The organism is Pusillimonas sp. DMV24BSW_D, assembly GCF_011388195.1.
Taxonomy (GTDB): domain Bacteria; phylum Pseudomonadota; class Gammaproteobacteria; order Burkholderiales; family Burkholderiaceae_B; genus Neopusillimonas; species Neopusillimonas aestuarii.
Genome location: NZ_CP049990.1, coordinates 1,757,645 through 1,772,487, shown reverse-complemented (window position 1 = coordinate 1,772,487; position 14,843 = coordinate 1,757,645). Strand labels below are relative to the sequence as shown.

At 53.3% G+C, this 14,843-nt stretch carries 13 protein-coding genes; all 13 read right to left on the bottom strand.

Translation table 11 applies throughout. The features are described from left to right. Positions 1 to 27 precede the first annotated feature (27 nt). The 13 genes from flhF to flhD all read right to left on the bottom strand — a co-directional run bounded on the left by flhF (position 28) and on the right by flhD (position 14,471). On the bottom strand, positions 28 to 2,496 hold the full coding sequence (gene flhF, locus G9Q38_RS08600; RefSeq protein WP_166129947.1) for a flagellar biosynthesis GTPase FlhF: 2,469 nt from the start codon (positions 2,494 to 2,496) through the stop codon (positions 28 to 30). After that, positions 2,493 to 4,607, bottom strand: coding sequence for a flagellar biosynthesis protein FlhA (gene flhA, locus G9Q38_RS08595; protein WP_166129901.1), 2,115 nt, complete (start codon positions 4,605 to 4,607; stop codon positions 2,493 to 2,495). The genes flhF and flhA overlap by 4 nt, the downstream gene beginning before the upstream one ends. A gap of 18 nt (positions 4,608 to 4,625) precedes the next feature. Next, positions 4,626 to 5,771, bottom strand: coding sequence for a flagellar biosynthesis protein FlhB (flhB, locus tag G9Q38_RS08590; protein WP_166129898.1), 1,146 nt, complete (start codon positions 5,769 to 5,771; stop codon positions 4,626 to 4,628). A gap of 159 nt (positions 5,772 to 5,930) precedes the next feature. Further along, positions 5,931 to 6,587 carry a protein phosphatase CheZ gene (gene cheZ, locus G9Q38_RS08585; protein ID WP_166129895.1) on the bottom strand — a complete coding sequence of 219 codons (657 nt, stop codon included), beginning with the start codon at positions 6,585 to 6,587 and terminating at the stop codon, positions 5,931 to 5,933. An 8-nt stretch (positions 6,588 to 6,595) separates the two neighbouring features. After that, positions 6,596 to 6,985: a chemotaxis response regulator CheY gene (cheY, locus tag G9Q38_RS08580; RefSeq protein ID WP_114419683.1), complete on the bottom strand. Its 390-nt coding sequence runs from the start codon at positions 6,983 to 6,985 to the stop codon at positions 6,596 to 6,598. A 48-nt stretch (positions 6,986 to 7,033) separates the two neighbouring features. Next, positions 7,034 to 8,089 carry a protein-glutamate methylesterase/protein-glutamine glutaminase gene (locus tag G9Q38_RS08575; RefSeq protein WP_166129892.1) on the bottom strand — a complete coding sequence of 352 codons (1,056 nt, stop codon included), beginning with the start codon at positions 8,087 to 8,089 and terminating at the stop codon, positions 7,034 to 7,036. A 38-nt stretch (positions 8,090 to 8,127) separates the two neighbouring features. After that, positions 8,128 to 8,970, bottom strand: coding sequence for a CheR family methyltransferase (locus tag G9Q38_RS08570; protein WP_228276091.1), 843 nt, complete (start codon positions 8,968 to 8,970; stop codon positions 8,128 to 8,130). 13 nt (positions 8,971 to 8,983) lie between these two features. Next, positions 8,984 to 9,484, bottom strand: a complete 501-nt coding sequence (locus G9Q38_RS08565) for a chemotaxis protein CheW (RefSeq protein ID WP_114419685.1) — start codon at positions 9,482 to 9,484, stop codon at positions 8,984 to 8,986. Further along, a complete protein-coding gene (cheA, locus tag G9Q38_RS08560) occupies positions 9,477 to 11,576 on the bottom strand; it encodes a chemotaxis protein CheA (protein WP_166129889.1) in 2,100 nt (699 codons plus the stop codon). The genes G9Q38_RS08565 and cheA overlap by 8 nt, the downstream gene beginning before the upstream one ends. 12 nt (positions 11,577 to 11,588) lie before the next feature. Next, the gene (gene motB, locus G9Q38_RS08555) at positions 11,589 to 12,536 is read right to left on the bottom strand and encodes a flagellar motor protein MotB (protein ID WP_114419687.1); all 948 of its coding nucleotides are present in this window, start codon (positions 12,534 to 12,536) and stop codon (positions 11,589 to 11,591) included. A gap of 14 nt (positions 12,537 to 12,550) precedes the next feature. Continuing rightward, a complete protein-coding gene (motA, locus tag G9Q38_RS08550) occupies positions 12,551 to 13,420 on the bottom strand; it encodes a flagellar motor stator protein MotA (protein ID WP_166129887.1) in 870 nt (289 codons plus the stop codon). A gap of 121 nt (positions 13,421 to 13,541) precedes the next feature. Next, positions 13,542 to 14,114: a flagellar transcriptional regulator FlhC gene (gene flhC, locus G9Q38_RS08545; RefSeq protein WP_166129884.1), complete on the bottom strand. Its 573-nt coding sequence runs from the start codon at positions 14,112 to 14,114 to the stop codon at positions 13,542 to 13,544. A 33-nt stretch (positions 14,115 to 14,147) separates the two neighbouring features. Further along, entirely contained in the window at positions 14,148 to 14,471 is a 324-nt protein-coding gene (gene flhD / locus G9Q38_RS08540) for a flagellar transcriptional regulator FlhD (RefSeq protein WP_114419689.1), read from the bottom strand. Positions 14,472 to 14,843 lie beyond the last annotated feature (372 nt).

The following is a 14,843-nucleotide window of genomic DNA, read 5'->3' as shown; positions in this document are numbered from 1 at the left end:
CCTCCAGCCCGACATACGTTCAGCGTATCAGGCGGTCATTTCCTTCAAGGTAAATAACTTCATCATGGCGGAAACGGCTTCCGCCTGATTTGGTTGTACCTTACCGCTTAAGCCCTGAATAGCGCTGAGCAACGTATGGCCGTCGGGCGACTGGAAAGCATCCCAGGTTGTCAAACCAACTTGCATTGCTGTTAATGCGCGTCGCGACACTGCATCGGCCCACTGGCGCTGTGCCAGCATGGGCCACCAGCGAGCAGCAAACTTCAGTGCCGTCTTGTGCTCGGCATGTACCAGCAAAGCCAACGCCAAGGCGTCAACCTGAGCAGCCACGGATGTCGCATCGGCAAGGCCTGTGGCCTCACGCAAAACCGTACCATCACGACGGTCGACCACACGCACAGCAACCAACTGAACCGGTGTATAACCATTCTGGCGCGAAAAAAGACTCACCTCCCGGCTCGCCACCCAAACAACCAATTGCCCGCGTTCTACGCCTTGAACCATTGCGCGCTCGTAACGCGCACCCAGGGCGCCGACGGGATGAAAATCCAGTGTTTTTACAACTGCGCCAACGGTCGTGGCACTACCGTCATCGACAATTCGGGTTGTACGCGTACAGGCAGACAGCCAGGCTAACCCCTGGGCGGTTGCCGACTGCCAGACAGATATCGTCGCGCCGTCAAAAAGATGTAGCAAGGGCAAGTCGCGGATATTCCCCGCGGCCCATTGCATTTGCTTTTGCAGGGACTCATAGCCCGTTGGCGCCCGCAGCGCCGTTTCTCCATCGGAGGCACGCCATCCATCGGGCAACGTTAACTGCTGATACGGTGAGCACCAGGGCTCCCCCGCATGATTAAGCAGCACGGTGGCACGCAACCGCCCCGCTCCCCCGGCCGACTCATCACGCAAACCCACATGATCGTGCAGAGCCAACACGTATTGGTTGGCGTCTTCGGCAAATTCGTTTCGCGCCACACCCAGAAAATGTTGCGTGAGCGACCCCATGCTGTCGGCGGCCTCGCCCTTGAAGTAAGCGCGCCAAAGTGCGTAGGTCTCACTGGCCAGGACGTTTTCGTCGATATAGCGGCCGGCCTGCTCAATTTCGTCCACTTCAAGCGGCGCCTTGCTTGACCGTGCAACCGTTAACAAATTCGGCAATAAAGCCCGACGCTGAGTGGTTTGACCCGCCTTGTCGTCGCGCGGGCGTGACTGTTCGGACATTGACATTAAAGCTGCAAAGTCGGCCTCGGACGGTGCGTACAAAGCCGACGCCTGCTGATGTTTTACCAGTGCTTTGTCGACCAGTTCGTTAGCCGTCATATGTGCCAAGTTCTGCGGAACTTTCTGACCATCGGAAACATAACAAACCGGCAGTTGATACCGTATAACAGTGTCCAGAACCGCTCCCAGGCGTGTTGCTTCGTCGATCTTGGTAATAATGCTTCCGCGCAACGGGCTACCGCCGTCATGCGTATAACGACGCGCCACTTCATCAAGCGTGTCGCCATGACTTGACGCATTCAGAACCAATAATCGGCTTACTTCGCGCCCCGCCGCCGATAACATGGCCGCTTGCTCTGAAACAAAGCGATCACGCTGACTGATACCGACATTGTCGATAATGATTATTTGATGTGCGGCGACCGAGGCAATAATACGCCGTAATTCTTCTGTATCCTGAACGACATGCACCGGCACATGCATCATTTTGCCGTAAATCTTCAATTGCTCATGCGCACCAATACGATAGGTATCAGTGGTAAGCAGCACCACATTCTCGGCCCCGTATTTTTTGACACACCGTGCGGCAAGCTTGGCTACCGTCGTGGTTTTTCCCACCCCCGTAGGCCCAACCAGGGCAATGGCCGCTCCCGGACGCCACAATGCCTCTTCGCGTTCGAGCACCGGAAGACTTTTAACCAATTCAGTGCGCGCCCATTGTAAAGCCGCACGCGAACCCAACCCTTCCGGCAGCCCCTTCAACATGGCCCGCAGAAGCGCCGTGCTGAAACCGAACCCCAGCAACGTCTGAAACAAACTGACTGCCTGAGGGACACGCCGCAACTGATTTCCCCACATCAATTCATCAATACGAGACTCAAGTGCCCCTTGCAAAGCACCAATGGCTCCCATTACGTCGGCGCCAGGCGGCAATGCGGGTGTCGCGGCGGGCATCACCGCGGCAGCGGAACCCGCCTGCGCAGGCACGTGCGGCTTAGGTTGAGCCGGCTTTGACTGTTGCGGCGCAGGTTGAACAGGCGGGCGTGATATTGCGCTACGCATGGTAACCGGACCGGCCGTACTGCTTTTGGCTACTTCCTCATCAGCGATCCGACGCACAATCTCCGGCGACAGTGAAGTTTCATCGGTGGCAAGAATCTCCACCCCCCCATTGACCCGACGGTTGGAAATGATTAAGGCGTCCGGCCCCAAAGCCAGACGTACCTGACGCATCGCTTCACGATTGGTTATTCCGAAGAATCGGCTGACATTCATGCATTACCTCCACCGATCACTGCAGTTACGCGCAGGATACGCTCTTCGGGAATTTCAAAGTTCGACAATACACCCATATGGGGAAAATGATGGCGCAAGAAGCGCGACAAAGCAGAACGTAACACAGGCGACACGACCAATACCGCCGGATCACCGTTCGCTTCTTGCTGCTGTACCGTACGCTGGGCCTCCTGCAACAAGGTATCCGCCAGCCCTGGCTCCAATGCGCCACTGCTTGTCACCGCTTGGTTTAAGACGCGTTCCAGCTTGGGGTCCAACCCAATGACACGAACCTCATCACCACTTGGGAACCACTGCTGTGTAATAGCGCGTCCCAAGGCGATTCGAATCTGTTGTAACAACTCTGACGGATCAGGCCCCGTTCCGGCGGTGTTGGCAGCCGCCAACCGGGGCGCATTTTCGGCAATACTTTCAACAATCGTGCGAGCGTCCCGTATCGGCACCTCTTCCTCAAGCAACCCGCGCAGTATCTTTTGCAACAAGGTCAGACTAATGGTTTTGGGAACAAGATCTTCAACCAATTTGGGCGCGTCCCGACCGATGTGATCCAACAACTGCTGAACTTCTTGCCTGCCCAACAATTGCGAACCGTGACGATGCATTAAATGATTTAAATGCGTGGCGATCACGGTACTGGCATCAACCACCGTGTACCCCGCAATTTGTGCTTGCTCGCGCATTGCAACGTCAATCCAGACCGCAGGCAAGCCAAATGCCGGATCAGTGGTGGGCGTCCCTTCAAGCTTCATGGCAACCTCGCCCGGGTCAATCGCCATCCATTGGTCCGTCATGGCAACACCACGCCCCACTTCCACACCCGACAGCAAAATACGATATTCGTTCGGCTTCAGTTCAAGATTGTCGCGAATATGCACAACCGGGGGCAGGAAGCCGACGTCCTGCGCATACTTCTTGCGTAAACTGCGTATCCGATGCAGCAGCTCACCCCCTTGCGAGTGATCCACAAGGGAAATAAGCCGATAACCTACCTCTAGACCCAAGGGGTCGACCAGCGCCACATCGTCCCAACTGGCTTCGGCTGCTGCGGCCTCCGCGGCCGCCTGTTGAACCTGCGGGTCGGGTGCCTCGGCCTCCTTCGTTTTCTGTTGACGCTTATAAAGGAGCCAGCCACTGCCGGCCAGGACAGCAGACAACAGCAAAAACGCAAAATGCGGCATATTGGGAATCAAGCCCATCGCACCCAGAATGCCCGCTGTAATGAACATCACCGTTGGATTATTCAGTAACTGGCCAATCATCTGCTGGCCAATGTCTTCATCTGTTGCCACCCGTGACACCACAACGCCGGCAGCAGTGGAAATCACGAGTGCGGGAATTTGTGCCACCAAACCATCACCAATCGCAAGAATGGTATAGACTTCGCCGGCCTCGCCAAACGAAAGACCATGCTGCGCCACACCCACGATCAACCCCCCTACAATATTGATCACCATAATCAGCAAGCCGGCTACGGCATCACCACGTACAAACTTGCTCGCCCCGTCCATGGAACCGTAGAACTCGGCCTCCTGAGCAACTTCAGCTCGGCGGGAGCGCGCGTCTTCCTCGCCAATTAGCCCGGCGTTCAAATCGGCGTCGATTGCCATTTGTTTACCCGGCATCGCATCCAACGTGAAACGTGCGCCCACCTCGGCGATACGGCCCGCCCCTTTTGTGATCACCATGAAATTAATGATGACCAAAATAATGAAAACGATAATGCCAACGGCAAAGTTGCCGCCAATCAGGAAGTGCCCAAACGCCTCGATTACCTGCCCGGCCGCGTCGGGCCCCTGGTGACCATTCAACAAGACCACCCGGGTGGAAGCCACATTCAGCGCCAGCCGAAGCAAGGTCGTAAACAAAAGGACGGCCGGAAACGCAGCGAAATCCAACGGTTTTTTGGTAAACATAGCCACCAGCAACACCATAATGGCCATTGAGATATTGAAGGTGAAAAGCAAATCCAGAATAACCGGCGGCAACGGCAAAACCATCATGGACAAAACCATGAGAATCAACACCGGCCCCGCCAGGAATCGGGCGTGCTGTGAACCGTTAAGCTTGAATAAGGCGATGAAGTTATTCATAGATATTTGTTAATTGCTTCAGGTGGCACCATTAGCCTGCGGGTCCAGCGCGTCGGGAACAGGTAAATCGGCGGGGTGCTGCGGCTCTGCGGCCAACCCTTCCTTCCAGCTGCGCAACTGGAATACCCAGGCCAATACTTCAGCCACCGCTTTATACAGCTCGGCAGGAATTTCCTGGCCTAACTCAACGTGCTCATGCAGCGCGCGCGCAAGCGGCGGCGCGCTCAGCTGCGGAACATCGTGCTCTTGAGCCAACATTCGAATGCGTGCGGCAATCAGACCTGACCCTTTGGCAACCACACACGGCGCACCAAACCCGCCGGCTTCATATTTCAATGCAACGGCGTAATGCGTCGGATTAGTGACGACCACATCGGCCTTCGGTACTTCCGCCATCATGCGACGGCGCGCCATGGCTCGCTGCTGCTGACGTATCCTGGCCTTTACGTGAGGATCCCCGTCGCTCTCTTTGTGTTCCTGCTTGACGTCCTGCCGGCTCATACGCAGTTTTTTATGGTGGCTGTACAACTGCCATGGCACGTCAATTAGCACAATAAGTAACAGCGCCGCCACGATCAGTGCACAACAAAGCGCGACCAGGCGCATCCCGGCTGCGAGCGCCTGCGTTGTAGGCGCATACATTAGTGCGATCATTTGATCCTGATACGACCAAATCACCACCGCCGCGATACCTCCGATCACAATGGCTTTTGCAATGGTTTTCAGTAACTCGACGAGCGTTTGCGCGGAAAACAGACGCATCACGCCTTTCAAAGGGTTCAACCGTTCAAACTTCGGTTGCAGGGCCTTACCAGAGAACAGTAACCCGCCCAATGACACAGAGGAAATAACGGCCAGAACCACCAGCGCACCGAAAACAGGAAATAAAAGCACCAGGGCTTCCCAGGCCGCATTCACCGCCTGGCTTGTCATGACACCCACATCGGTTCCCACACGCACATCGAAAGCCATGCCAGACCGGATCACACCCCGTAAAACGCGATAAAACTCAGCGCCCAGAAACCATAGCGCCGCCACCCCGCCCGCCAGAAGCATCAGGGTATTAAGCTCACGAGAGCGCGCAACCTGCCCTTCTTCTCGCGCCTTTTCAAGGCGCCTGGGCGTTGCGGCTTCGGTTTTTTCGAGATCGCTTTCCTCGGCCATGGGTGAAAACTGCTTGCGGCAAACAACAGATAGAACAAATGACGGCCCATTGTATGGGCGGCCTTGTTTTACCTATCGGCGAAGTAACGCCTATAAAACCGCTTAATTCCACCGACCTCGGATGATTCCACGGCAACCCGCCCGGAATCAAAGGGGGAACTAGAACCCCAGGCTGGACAACAAATCGTCGACCTGATCCTGGTTTGAGACCACATCCGGCTTCTCAGCAGGTTTAATCTGCGGGCCGTTCAACAGTTGGCCAATTTCCTTGCGTTTGGCTTCTCGCTCTTCTTCCGGTAAGTGGCTGATCAGCACCTGGATGAGTTCAGTTTCTATGGAATTAATGACGCCCAGCATACGGGAAATGACCTGGCCCGTCAGATCCTGAAAATCTTGCGCCATGATGATTTCCAGAATTTGCTGCTGCGCCACTTTCGTTCTGTCGGGAATATCCTGCAGTAATGAACGCGTGTCGTCTACCAGCTCACGCGCTTGCGCCAGCTCGGCGGGTTGATCGAACCATGCCTGCCAGCGCTGATCCAACGCTTCAGCCCTTTTTTGCATCTCTTCCTGAGCGGGCTGCATTTCTTCGGCGACATTCAACACCCGCGTGGCCGCCTGTTCGGTTTTATGCGCCACATAGTCCAGACGCTCACGCGCATCGGGAATGGCGTCGGCGGCCTCGGTAATCGCGCGATCGAGTCCCAGTTCACGCATACTTTCGCGCAACATACGCGTAACATTGGCGACCTGTTGAATAAGTTCAGGCGCATTGGCGTCTGCGCCTGGTTTTATGTGATTGCTCTCTGTCGACATACGGCCCCCTACCCACCCTGCTTGTCAAAGATCTTGTTGATTTTCTCCTCTAGCACTGCCGCAGTGAAGGGTTTAACCACGTAACCGTTTGCACCTGCCTTGGCTGCTGCAACAATATTTTCCTTCTTGGCTTCGGCGGTCACCATGAGCACAGGCGTCTTACCGAGCTTTTCATCCGCGCGAATTGCCTGCAACATCGATAGGCCGTCCATATTGGGCATGTTCCAATCGGATACGACAAGGTCAAAATTGTTATCGCGAACCTTATCCAACCCCATCTGCCCGTCCTCGGCCTCGTCGACATTCTCAAAACCCAGGTCTTTCAATAAGTTACGAATAATTCGGCGCATGGTTGGAAAATCATCCACCACCAGAATCTTGATGTTTTTCTGTACCACTTTGCACTCCCAAAAAATTGAATACGCTAAATGCAAACGCAATAAAAATTAAACCCGATGTCCGTACGCGCCGGCACTACCAAGCAAGGTCTCGCTCATTTGCGACAAGGGCACGGCCTGATCCGTCGCACCTATTAGCAGCGCTTCGCGAGGCATCCCGAATACAACACAACTGGCTTCATCTTGCGCGAAGGTGGTCGCGCCCGCCTGCTTCATGGCCAGCATGCCTTGGGCACCATCTTTACCCATCCCGGTTAAAAGTGCGCCCACGGCATTTTTTCCCGCCACTTCCGCCACCGAGTGAAACAGTACATCGACCGATGGTCGATGCCGATTCACCGGCTCGGTTTCTTCCAAATGGATAACATAATTGGCGCCCGAACGCGCCAACTTCATGTGCGCTACGCCGCCTGGCGCAAGATACACATGCCCCGGCAGTATTCGCTCTCCGTCTTGCGCCTCATGAACGCTCACTGCGCAAATATTATCAAGGCGCTGTACGAAAGAGCGCGTAAACCCAGCCGGCATATGCTGCGTGATGAGAACTGCAGGGCTATTCGCCGGCATCGGCATGAGCACTTGGCGAATCGCCTCAGTTCCCCCTGTTGAAGCGCCAATCGCGATCAACTTTTCCGTAGTCGAAAAAACTGGACTTAAACGGCGCGGGGTGTCGCCTTTATCTGTAGCCGGACGTGGTTTCGGACGCGACTTGGCGGCCACCCGAATCTTCTCGGCGATCAGGTCACTATATTCAACCAAACCATCGCGCAAGCCCAGCTTGGGCTTTGTAACAAAATCGACTGCACCCAACTCGAGTGCACGAATCGTCACCTCTGAGTTACGTTCAGTCAGCGACGACACCATCACTACAGGCATAGGCCGCAACCGCATTAAACGCTCGAGAAAATCAAGCCCGTCCATCCGCGGCATTTCAACATCAAGCGTCAGGACGTCAGGATTACGCTGTTTGATCAACTCCCGCGCAACCAAAGGGTCCGGCGCAACCGCCACGACTTCCATATCGGGCTGCCCGTTGATGATTTCCTTCATCAAACCACGCACCAACGCAGAATCATCGACACACAAAACCCGAATCTTGCTCATTCAACTACCTTTTTCATTCAAACACCCAAAACCGTACCTTAACCCACCGCCGTATACACTGTTTGCCCTTGCAGCTTGAAGCGTTTTGTCAGATAGGTGAAGTTTTCCGAATGTCCGGCAAACAATAAGCCATCTTTTTTCAATAAGGGGGCAAAGCGGTCGAGCAGCACGCTTTGCGTGTCGCGATCGAAGTAGATCATGGTGTTACGACAAAATATCGCATCGAACTTACCGTCAACGGGCCAACGGGAGTCGAGCAGATTCAACGGTTCAAAATCGATCATGTCGCGCAGTATTGGCTTGACCCTGACCAACCCCGCTTTAGCCGCCGTACCTCTAAGAAAATACTTTTTGAGTAATTCCTCGGGAATATCCTTGACGCGCTCCAGGGTATAAACACCTTTACGTGCCCGGGCGATGGCCTGAGTATCGATATCGGTAGCCCAAACGCGGCACTGCCCCTGCGCGGCCGGTAGCGCCTCACGCAAAGTCATCGCTAGCGAATATGGCTCCTCACCGGTCGAGGCCGCTGCACACCAAATTGATATGGGCTTGCTTCGGGTTCGAACGAACTTTTTCAATATTTCAAAATGATGCTGTTCGCGAAAAAAAGCGGTATGGTTGATGGTGAAAGCGTTCACGAAATCATGCCATTCAGCCGAATCGGGGCTTTGCGCCAAAACAGACAAATAAGCACCTACGCTTTCAGCGCCCATTCGACGCGCCCGCATACCCAGCGTGCGAATCGCCATTTCACGTTTATGTTCACCCAGCAAAATACCGGTGCGTGCCTTCAACATACGCGCGGCACGCTCAAACTCTTCCGGCTCAACGGCCAGCACGCTAGGCGCCAGTTGAGCAAACAATGATGTCGTAGTCAATTTATGCCGCTTATCAGGTAACAGCCTGCTCTACCAGCGCCATTTCATTGCTGGTCATGAGTTTTTCAATATCGACCAGAATAATCATACGTTCGCCGACGGTGCCGATGCCCGTTAAATACTCCGTGGAAAAAGCCGTGCCGAACTGCGGCGCGGCACTGGTTTGCGATGGATTCAACATTAAAACGTCGGATACGCCGTCAACAACCACGCCCACAACCCGCGAGGCAATATTCAGAATAACCACAACAGTTTGCTGGTTATATTCCACGTTATCCAGGTTGAATTTGATACGCATGTCGACAATGGGCACGATAACGCCACGCAAATTGGTTACGCCCTTGATAAAAGAAGGGACGTTGGCAATACGGGTGACGCTTTGATCGTCGTATCCACGAATTTCCTGAACTTTCAGGATATCGATACCATACTCCTGGTTGGCAAGGGTAAAAATAAGATATTCCTTGCCATCACCCTCAGTGGAGCCGGCTTTGTTCTGCGCGTCATTAAGCATAATGTTCTCCGATAACAGTCATATTGGGGCTGGGGGTAACGCCCTTGTTACGCGTCATGCGCATTAAGGCAAACACATCAACAATCAGCGCAACACTACCGTCACCCAGAATGGTGGCAGCTGATATGCCGGGGATTTTCCGGTAATTGGCTTCCAGGTTCTTGACCACCACTTGTTGCTGACCCACCAAATGGTCGACCAGCAGGGCAAACCGGCTTTCCTCGGCCTGTAAAATAACCGCAATCGACTGGTTGATATCTGTTTGGGCTCCCTCAACATTGAAAATGTCATGCAGCGCTACGAGCGGGAGGTATTCTCCCCGAACATGCAGTACTTGTTCGGTTTGCGAAATATGGTGTATTTGCTCAGCGCTTGGCTGCAATGATTCGGTAACGTGGCTAAGCGGCAACACAAAAATCTCCTGTCCCACCTGAACTGACATACCGTCAAGAATGGCGAGCGTTAGCGGCAGAAAGATTCGTGTTGTCGTGCCCTGCCCAGGCCGTGAGCTAAGCTGGATATGCCCACCCATGTCTTGAATATTGCGGCGTACCACATCCATACCCACACCCCGACCCGATATCTCGGTTACTTTTTCGGCGGTGGAGAACCCAGGTGCAAAGATCAATTGCCAGACTTCTTCATCCGGCGTGCTGTCACTAACCGGCATGCCGCGCTCGGCAGCCTTTCGCAAGATGCGCTCGCGGCTCAGGCCACCGCCGTCATCGGCAACCTCAATTACAATCTGCCCACCCAAGTGCTGAGCGGACAACGTTAAATTACCTTCGACTGGTTTATCGTTTGCAGCACGCACTTCGGGCGCCTCAATGCCGTGGTCGATACTATTGCGCACTAAATGCGTTAAGGGATCGATAATGCGTTCAATCAGGCTTTTATCCAGCTCCGTGGCCTGACCTTTGGTCGTCAGGCGAATTTGCTTGCCCAGCTTGGCTGCCGATTCCCGCACGACACGGGGAAAGCGGCTGAACACGTAATCCATTGGCATCATGCGAATCGACATCACCGCTTCCTGCAAGTCCCTTGCGTTGCGCTCGAGATGCTCGATACCATTCAGCAAACGATCATGTATAACGGGATCAAGCGAAGACGCCGTTTGAACCAGCATCGCCTGGGTGATAACCAACTCACCAACCAAGTTGATGATTTGATCAACCTTTTCAACCCCCACCCGTAATGTTGACTCTTTAGAGACTGCACGGGCCGCATCACGCTGAGCACCCGGGGAGTCGGCCACCAGCACATCGGTTACGTTGTCGGCCACGTTAGTATCGACGTGTGCCGGTTCAACAGCGGCATCGGCTATCGGCTTTTCATCTTCACTTGCCGAGTCTGACGGCAACGCAGCATGAACGACTGTTACTTGGCCGGCATCGATGACAAAACAACAGACCGCCTCAATGTCAGCGGCGGTCTCGGTCGTTTCAAGCCATAGCTGCAGGGTGTCGCCATGACGTTCACGATGCAAAATGGAACCCATCAGAGCCATTTCGGCCTCTAGCGATGCGGCATCTTTGTCGTTTAATCGCAACAACGTAATATGTAGTGGTCCCGTTTGCGCCGGCGAGGCGGCATCAGGTTCCAAGGACACTTGCGCGGAACTTGTCTCAACCGCAGGTTCAGACTGCGTCTGCCCTGCGTTCGGATCAGGCAAATCCATAACCTGCCCCCCTTTTTCCTCAACAGCCAACTGCTGCAATTGCCGGCAAATGCGCTCATAAGCCTGTTCATCGGGTCGCTCACCGTTGCGATATGCAGACACTTGATCAGATAACACGTCTTTCGTTTCCAGGAAAAGGTCAATCATGTCTTTACGCAGAGCCATCTCGCCCATGCGCAAGGCGTCGAGCAGGTTCTCGAGCAAATGAGTGGTATTGGCCAGTTCACCAAAACAGCCAAAAGTACCCGCCCCACCTTTAATTGAATGCGCAGCCCGGAAAATGGCATTTAATTGATCTATGTCGGGCTGTTCTATATTCAATTGAAGCAGTGTTTGCTCCATTTCGGCGAGCAGTTCATCCGCTTCATCGAAAAACATGTCGTAGAACTGGCTAAGGTCGACACCTTCGCTCATAAGTATCCTTCTTTACCGCGTTTGGTTGCTTTCCGGCGATCGGGCCCCTGTTACCGCTTCGGAGCCCGACGCCCCCATGGAATTTTCAACAGCTTCAGCGACATTGCCTTGCGCATCGACCGACAAATTACCTGTGGCATTTTCTTGATCGATTCGACGCTCGGTGCGCTGATTGAGTACTACCAAGCTAATACGACGGTTAACGGCGGCATTGGGATCATCTTTAATTAGATTAACGGTTGAGGCCAAACCAAGGATGCGTTTGACCTTACCTTCTTGCATGCCGCCGGCCACTAATTCCTGACGTGCCGCGTTGGCCCGGTCGGCTGACAACTCCCAATTACTGTAGGCACGTTCGCCGCGCGCATACTGTTGTGCATCGGTATGCCCTGAAATGGTCACCGAATTTGAAATTTGGTTAAACAAAGGGCCAAGCTCACGCAAGATGGTACGCATATAAGGTTGCACCACCGCACTACCGATTTGAAACATGGGCCGATTTTGTTGATCGACGATTTGAATGCGTAAGCCTTCCGGTGTCATATCGAGCAGCAATTGTGGGCGAAACTGGCGCAAGACCGGATCAGTATCGATGAGCGCTTCGAGCTGGGTTTTCAAATCCTGCAGTCGTTGCGTATCGCGCTGGTCGTTCTCCTGATTCGCGGGGCGCACCGGCAAGGGGTTCTTATTCGGAATCACGCTGGGCGACTGCCCAGGAATAATCGATTTACTGTCATTGGTTCGCTCACCGCCACGAATGGCATCCATTAACGGCATGCGGAAATACTCGGCCATTTCCCCTAGACTCTCCCGCGGGATAAGCGCAACCAGCCACATCACAAGAAAAAAAGCCATCATCGCCGTCACGTAATCGGCATAGGCAATCTTCCACGCGCCCCCATGATGGGCGGCGTGTTCACGGCGCTTGCGGCGTATAACGATCCGGGGCGCATCACTCATGAGGTTCCCCCTGTTTACTTACGACCTGCCGAGCGCGCCTGACGCACATGCTCTTCCAGTTCCTGGAACGACGGACGCTCATCAGAGAACAACACCTTGCGCCCGAACTCAACCGCCAACTGCGGCGGGTAACCGTTCATATAGGCAAGTAATGTAACTTTAATGCACTCAAGCACCTTCAACGAAGCTTCGTTGCGCCGCTCCATGGCTGAAGCGGCCGGTGCCACAAACCCGTAGGCCAGCAAAATACCCAAAAACGTCCCGACCATGGCTTTGGAAATAAGATCGGCCAAAACGGCAGGAGGCTGATCAACCGAGGCCAGCGCTTTAATGACGCCCAGCACCGCTGCTACGATCCCGAAGGCGGGAAGCGCATCGGCAACAACCGATAAAGCACGCGATGGAACGCTGACTTCCTGATGGTGGGCATCCAGCTCCTGGTCCATTAAGGTTTCGATTTCAAAGGGACTCATATTGCCGCTAATCATCAAACGCATATAGTCGGTTATGAACTCGACCAAATGATGATCTTTCAAAATTCGGGGATACTCCGCAAAAACCGGACTTTTATCCGGCTCTTCGATGTCGGCCTCAATCGTCATCAGGCCGTCGCGACGCGCTTTGTTCAACAATACAAAAAGCAGCGCCATAAGTTCCATATACAGGGCTTTGTCGTAAGGCGTGCGGCGAAATATTCCCGGGATGGCCTTGAGCAACAGCTTGATGGAGCGCATGTTGTTCGCCGCCAGGTAGGCACCCAGCGCCGCGCCCCCAATTAAAACGAATTCGAACGGCTGATACAAGGCGCCAAGATAGCCTCCCAACCCCACATAGCTGCCGAAAACCGACACAAAGACGATGACAAAACCTAACAATATCAGCACGGGTAAACCTCTGATTAATCCTATGAGCGCACTATCATCGCCTGATTCACCCAAAATAAAAATGCCCGTCAACGGGCATTTTTACACCTAAATCCGGCGGCTAAAAAACCAAACAGGGCATTCAAACGGTTACAACCGGCTCCTCGGCCTTGCGACGCGCGCGATTGGCGCGTGTTTTACCCGCTCTCGGTGGGGGCCGGCATATCGCGCAAACAAAGCCTTTCTGAGGGTCGTGGGCATGCGCAACAAAATGCCCTGTACAACGCTCACACTGAGATAATTGCAACAGACCACTTTCAAAAAACCTAACCAACATCCAGGCACGGGTAAAACTCAGCAAGGGCTCCGAAGTATCAACGCCACCGCGACCGGCCCCGGCCTGCTCCAGGTAAACCTTGTAGGCCTCAATAAGCGCGTAAGCGTTCTTTGAAGGCGTATGCTCGTGAATATACGAATAAATATTGTAAAAAAGGCTTGAATGAATATTAGGAAGCCACGTCATGAACCAATCAACCGAGAATGGCAACATTCCCTTGGGAGGCGAGCAACCTTTAACTTCGCGATAAAGTTTCGCGAGCCGGTCGTAACTAAGCGAAGTTTCCGCCTGAAGCACTTGGAGACGGGCCCCCAACGAAACCATTTGTGAAGCCAGCATTATTTCTTCGGCTTCTTTAGCGACGCTTTTAATGGCCATGACGATATCCTTAGAACGAATCAGACGGCTTTATCACGAAGCCGCAACTTCTTCGCGACGCGACAGCAATATAGTGGAGTGAGCTTGCTGCAAAACGCCGTCGAGCACACCGCGTGTTAAAGAAGTAAGCAATGCCGCATCATCAAGGCGGAAACCGCAAACCAATGAACTTGAACTTGCCAGGCGAACCAACTGTGCCGGAGAAAGTTGCAAAAGAATATCGGCGGCATCTTTACCAATACCCAGGCGGAACATACCGCTTGCCAGGTTATCGCGTAACAAACGTTGGGCCAGCATAAGATACGACAGGTTGACTTCCTGAATATCCTGCGTAATGTTATTTGTTTGAACTGACACGGTAGTATTCCTTTAAAGATAGAGACAATTGGATTGGCTCAAATTCTAGTGAAACATCTCGACAAGATTATGACAAACAGCTGGTAACAAATGAAAAATCATTTAAAACAAATAGGCCATTTTTCATATAAATCAGAAACTTAGACCAAAAGGCCTAGATTCACCCAATTGCTCAAAATATCGAAAAACACTTAGCCCAAAGTAAGTTGCAACTAGAAGAGACGAAGGCAAACCAAAAATTATTAAATAAAAACAAATACTTAGGCTTTTTCGCTCTTTTTAAGCCAACTTAAATTGTTAAGTTTTGTTTTATGACGAACAAAATGTACAACACAACCGATGACTAATGGACTAGGCCTTAAAGCCCATTTA

What these genes read in the sequence shown, in the direction of transcription:
- motB (WP_114419687.1), bottom strand. Translation starts at nt 12,536, where the DNA reads ATGAGTGATGCGCCCCGGATCGTTATACGCCGCAAGCGCCGTGAACAC.
- flhF (WP_166129947.1), bottom strand. Translation starts at nt 2,496, where the DNA reads ATGAATGTCAGCCGATTCTTCGGAATAACCAATCGTGAAGCGATGCGT.
- G9Q38_RS08565 (WP_114419685.1), bottom strand. Translation starts at nt 9,484, where the DNA reads ATGCTTAATGACGCGCAGAACAAAGCCGGCTCCACTGAGGGTGATGGC.
- flhB (WP_166129898.1), bottom strand. Translation starts at nt 5,771, where the DNA reads ATGGCCGAGGAAAGCGATCTCGAAAAAACCGAAGCCGCAACGCCCAGG.
- cheZ (WP_166129895.1), bottom strand. Translation starts at nt 6,587, where the DNA reads ATGTCGACAGAGAGCAATCACATAAAACCAGGCGCAGACGCCAATGCG.
- G9Q38_RS08575 (WP_166129892.1), bottom strand. Translation starts at nt 8,089, where the DNA reads ATGAGCAAGATTCGGGTTTTGTGTGTCGATGATTCTGCGTTGGTGCGT.
- flhA (WP_166129901.1), bottom strand. Translation starts at nt 4,607, where the DNA reads ATGAATAACTTCATCGCCTTATTCAAGCTTAACGGTTCACAGCACGCC.
- cheA (WP_166129889.1), bottom strand. Translation starts at nt 11,576, where the DNA reads ATGAGCGAAGGTGTCGACCTTAGCCAGTTCTACGACATGTTTTTCGAT.
- flhC (WP_166129884.1), bottom strand. Translation starts at nt 14,114, where the DNA reads ATGGCCATTAAAAGCGTCGCTAAAGAAGCCGAAGAAATAATGCTGGCT.